At 58.5% G+C, this 4,649-nt stretch carries 7 protein-coding genes; all 7 read right to left on the bottom strand.

Features of this window, described 5'->3' with window-relative positions; genetic code table 11:
- Nucleotides 1-471 (bottom strand): cell envelope integrity protein TolA (gene tolA, locus AC1DH9_RS22825; RefSeq protein WP_477808830.1); only part of this gene is annotated, 471 nt, incomplete at its 3' end.
- Nucleotides 471-923 carry a protein TolR gene (tolR, locus tag AC1DH9_RS22830; RefSeq protein ID WP_162174768.1) on the bottom strand — a complete coding sequence of 151 codons (453 nt, stop codon included), beginning with the start codon at nt 921-923 and terminating at the stop codon, nt 471-473. The genes tolR and tolA, both read right to left, overlap by 1 nt.
- A 23-nt stretch (nt 924-946) precedes the next feature.
- Complete coding sequence (gene tolQ, locus AC1DH9_RS22835) at nt 947-1,642, bottom strand: protein TolQ (RefSeq protein ID WP_019693256.1); 696 nt, start codon at nt 1,640-1,642, stop codon at nt 947-949.
- Entirely contained in the window at nt 1,632-2,099 is a 468-nt protein-coding gene (ybgC, locus tag AC1DH9_RS22840) for a tol-pal system-associated acyl-CoA thioesterase (RefSeq protein ID WP_427536112.1), read from the bottom strand. The genes tolQ and ybgC overlap by 11 nt, the downstream gene beginning before the upstream one ends.
- Nucleotides 2,100-2,237: 138 nt before the next feature.
- Nucleotides 2,238-3,299, bottom strand: a complete 1,062-nt coding sequence (gene ruvB / locus AC1DH9_RS22845) for a Holliday junction branch migration DNA helicase RuvB (RefSeq protein WP_103315014.1) — start codon at nt 3,297-3,299, stop codon at nt 2,238-2,240.
- Nucleotides 3,300-3,908, bottom strand: a complete 609-nt coding sequence (gene ruvA, locus AC1DH9_RS22850) for a Holliday junction branch migration protein RuvA (protein WP_427531680.1) — start codon at nt 3,906-3,908, stop codon at nt 3,300-3,302.
- A gap of 118 nt (nt 3,909-4,026) precedes the next feature.
- Nucleotides 4,027-4,551: a crossover junction endodeoxyribonuclease RuvC gene (gene ruvC / locus AC1DH9_RS22855; protein WP_477808831.1), complete on the bottom strand. Its 525-nt coding sequence runs from the start codon at nt 4,549-4,551 to the stop codon at nt 4,027-4,029.
- Nucleotides 4,552-4,649: the final 98 nt, after the last annotated feature.

The following is a 4,649-nucleotide window of genomic DNA, read 5'->3' on the forward strand; positions in this document are numbered from 1 at the left end:
CTTCTTGGCTATATCAGCCAATTGTTTCTGTTCGGCCTTTTTGGCTTCGGCGGTCTTCTTCGCTTCATCGGCTTTCTTGGCTTCATCAGCCTTTTTCGCCTCTTCCGCTTTCTTCGACTCGTCGGCCTTCTTGGCTTCCTCGGCTTTTTGAGCCGCCGCTTCTTTCTTTTGTTCCGCAGCCTTCACCGCTTCCTGCTCGACCTTCTTCTGTTCCATCTGTTCGACTTCGGTCTGGCGCGCAGCGGACTTCTGCGCTTCACCCGCAATCTTCTGATTGGTCTGGGTAGTCGCCCGACTTTTCGATTTCAGTTGGTACAGGGTCGCCTGGACGATCGGCTTGGCCGGCGGCAGCTCCGGGGTCATGGCAAAACTGACGAACAGCATGCCAAACACCAGCACGTGCAGGCCTATCGCCCAGACACTAGGCCAGAAGTAGCTTTCCGAGGCTGTCGGCTCTCGCTGTTGCTGCATCAGGGCGCCTCGGTAATCAAGCCAACATTACCGACCCCGGCTTTCTGCAACCCACCCATGGCACCCATGACGGAGCCGTAATCGACGCTCTTGTCGCCACGAATGAAGACCTGGGTGTGCTTGCCGTTTTCATTACCCGCGCTGATGATTTTGGTCACGGCGCTGGTCATCTGCGGCAGGGTCATGGCCCTGTCCTGCTGCTTATCGGTGTCGACTTCGCTGCCAAGGTTCCAGTAATAGGTCTTGTCAGCCTTGATCGAAATGGTCAGGACCTGGGTGTTGTTGTCTTGCGGCAAGGCTTCGCTGGAAACCTTGGGCAGATCAACTTTCACGCCCTGATTGAGCATCGGTGCGGTCACCATGAAGATGACCAGCAGTACCAGCATCACGTCGATGTAAGGCACCACGTTCATCTCGGCAACCGGCTTGCGCTTTTTGCGAGCTCGAGCGATTAAAGCCATTGGGAAATACCTGCTTATTCTTCGCTGGTGTGCACTTTGCGGTGCAGGATCGCCTGGAACTCGTCGGCGAAGGTGTAGTAACGGCTAAGCAAGGTTTCGCTGCGGGCAGAGAAACGGTTGTAAGCGATAACGGCCGGGATCGCTGCGAACAGGCCGATGGCCGTTGCAACCAGTGCCTCGGCAATACCTGGAGCCACGGTGGCGAGGGTCGCTTGCTGGGCAGTGGCCAGGCCGCGGAAGGAGTTCATGATGCCCCAGACCGTACCGAACAGACCGATGTACGGGCTGACGGAACCGACGGTCGCAAGGAACGGCAGGCTCTGCTCAAGCTTTTCTTCTTCGCGGGAAATGGCCACGCGCATGGCACGAGCCACACCTTCCATGACCGCTTCCGGATCAACGCCTGGCTGCTGACGCAGACGGGAGAATTCCTTGAAACCTGCACGGAAGATCTGCTCTACGCCGGAGTCCGGATCAGGGTTGCTGCCGGCCTGACGGTAGAGTTTGGACAGGTCGATGCCGGACCAGAAGCGCTCTTCAAAGCTCTCCAGGGCACGTCGACCGGCGCGCAGCAAGTTGCTGCGCTGAAAGATCATGATCCACGAGGTCACCGATGCGGCTACCAGGATCAGCATTACCAACTGCACCACAACGCTGGCATTGCTGACCAGGCTCCACATGGAGGAATGGTCGACGACGTTAGCTTCCACGCTTTATCTCCTGCTCTGAGTGTGTACCCGCGCCGCTCACGCCGGCAAAGGCCGCACGTAAAGCTTCGGGAATGGCCCGGGGTTTCAAACTATGGGTGCGCACACAGGCCACCAAAAACTGCCCTTCGCAGAGCAGTGCATTATCCGCGGCTCGCCTGACCTGCTGTTTAAAGCGCAGGCTGACGCGGTTCAATTCGATTACTTCTGCACTTACCAGAAGCTCGTCGTCCAGTCGCGCCGGCGCGTGATAGCGCGCTTCGCTGGAGTGCACGACGAACAACAGGTCCTCACCAGCAAGCTGCGATTGGGCAAAGCCCAGCTCCCGTAGCCGCTCGGTTCGAGCCCGCTCCATAAACTTAAGGTAATTAACGTAATACACGATGCCGCCGGCATCGGTGTCCTCGTAATAAACGCGACAACGATGTGCGAACGACTCAAGCCCGTTTTGCGCGCGCATACTCTAGTGCTTACTCCTCAGGTTGCCAATCCGGCCAGGCAACTGTTTTTCATTCTCGAACGACTTTCGTGCGAAAGATCGGCAATCGCAGTCCCCTAGGACCGCACAAAGCCGAAATAAATCGGCACGCAGAGGTCGTCATTCGTCTACTGCATCAAGAAACTCGTCTACCACGGGCATTTCACCCAACCGAGACGGGATATTCAAACCGAAATGCAAGTATGCATGCCGGGTCACGACCCGACCACGCGGGGTCCGCATGATATAGCCCTGCTGAATCAGATAGGGCTCCAGCACGTCCTCGATGGTGTGCCGCTCTTCGCTGATCGCCGCCGCGAGACTGTCCACCCCGACCGGGCCGCCGTCGAACTTCTCGATCATGGTCAGCAGCAGACGCCGGTCCTGGTGATCGAAGCCACGCTCATCGACGTCCAGCAGGTTCAGCGCCAGATCGGCAATCGGTTTAGTGATATGCCCCTTCGCCCGGACTTCGGCAAAGTCACGCACCCGGCGCAACAGACGGTTGGCAATACGCGGCGTACCACGGGCCCGACGCGCAATTTCAAAGGCGCCCTCCGGGTCCAGCGGCAAGCCGAGGATGTTCGCCGAACGACTGACGATGGTCGCCAGATCCGCGGTGCTATAGAACTCCAGGCGCTGAACGATCCCGAAACGGTCACGCAACGGGTTGGTCAGCATCCCGGCGCGGGTAGTAGCGCCGACCAGGGTGAACGGTGGCAGGTCGAGCTTGATCGAACGCGCCGCCGGCCCTTCACCGATCATGATGTCGAGCTGGAAGTCTTCCATGGCCGGGTACAGCACTTCTTCGACAATCGGCGACAGCCGATGGATCTCGTCGATGAACAGCACATCATGCGGTTCGAGGTTGGTCAGCAGCGCCGCCAGATCACCCGGACGCTCGAGGACCGGCCCCGAGGTGCTTTTGATCGACACGCCCATTTCCTGGGCAATGATGTTGGCCAAGGTGGTTTTACCCAGCCCCGGCGGTCCGAAGATCAGCGTGTGATCGAGGGATTCGTTACGCCCGCGGGCAGCCTGGATGAACAATTCCATCTGCTCGCGAACGGTCGGCTGGCCGATGTATTCGGCCAGGCTGACGGGACGAATCGCGCGGTCCTGGACTTCTTCGCGGTCACGGGGGCCACCCGTGGCGGCGATCAGACGATCAGCTTCAATCACTTAAATCATTCCCTTCAGGGCGCGACGAATCAGGTCTTCACTGCTCAAGCCTTTCTCCTTGATGGCAGAAATCGCCTTGCTGGCCTCCTGCGGCTTGTAGCCCAGGGAAATCAGCGCACTCACCGCATCATTTTCGGCGGTGGCCACCGGCATTGGCGCATCCGGCTGATTAGGCACCAGGGCGAACATGCTTGGCACGGTTTCCCAGGCCTTGAAACGATCCTTGAGCTCCACCAGCAAACGCTCGGCCGTCTTCTTGCCGACACCCGGCACCTTGGTCAGCGCCGAGGTGTCCTGCGCCTGCACGCAACGCACCAGCTCATCGACTTCAAGGCTCGACATCAAGGCCAGCGCCAGCTTGGGGCCCACGCCATTGAGGCGGATCAGCTCACGGAAAAAATCGCGCTCGCGCTTGCCAATGAAACCGTAGAGCAACTGCGCGTCTTCACGCACGACCAAATGGGTGTGCAAGGTAATCGGCTCTCCGACCGACGGCAGTCGATAAAGCGTGGTCATCGGCACTTCCAGCTCATAGCCCAGACCATTTACATCCAGAATCAGGTGCGGCGGCTGCTTCTCAGCCAAGGTGCCGCGCAAACGTCCAATCACGTTTCAAATCCTTAAGCGTTGGCCAGATCTGGCTGACGAGTACCAAAGTGAGCGTGGCGGCCGACAAAACAGGCACAAAACACTCAACGGATAAAATGAGTGGGCTGATGCTATCAGATCAGAGGCGAAGGCGACCGCCACGACTGCGAGYCGTCCCCAGACCATGAGGTAACAGGCTGGAACGGGTGTGAGCGTGACAAATGGCGATTGCCAGGGCGTCCGAGGCATCGATTTGCGGTTTGCTGGTCAGTTTCAGCATGTGCATGACCATCATCTGCACCTGCTCTTTATTCGCCGCCCCCGTCCCGGTCACCGCCTGCTTGACCTGGGTTGCGGTGTATTCGGCGATTTCGAGGTTTTCCTCGGCGCCGGCAACGATGGCCGCGCCGCGGGCCTGACCCAATTTCAGGGCCGAGTCGGCGTTACGGGCCATAAAGACCTTTTCGATCCCCATGGTGACCGGGCCGTAGGTCTGGATGACTTCACGCACACCGCGGTAAACAATTTGCAACCGTTCATGCAACTCGCCGCTGCCGGTACGAATGCAACCCGAGGCCACGTACACGCAGCCACGACCGGTATCGCGTACCACGCCGTAACCGGTAATGCGCGAACCGGGGTCGATACCAAGAATTAAAGTCATAACGCCTGCGGGTTAAGTAAAAGCACGGTAGTAAAAACAGCGAATAACAAATGTGGGAGCGAGCCTGCTCGCGAAAGCGGTTTCATATTCAGCAACGA

Source organism: Pseudomonas sp. 05T35, assembly GCF_056396605.1.

Coding starts and splice junctions, on each gene's coding strand:
- ybgC (WP_427536112.1), bottom strand. CDS start 2,099: ATGCGCGCGCAAAACGGGCTTGAGTCGTTCGCACATCGTTGTCGCGTT.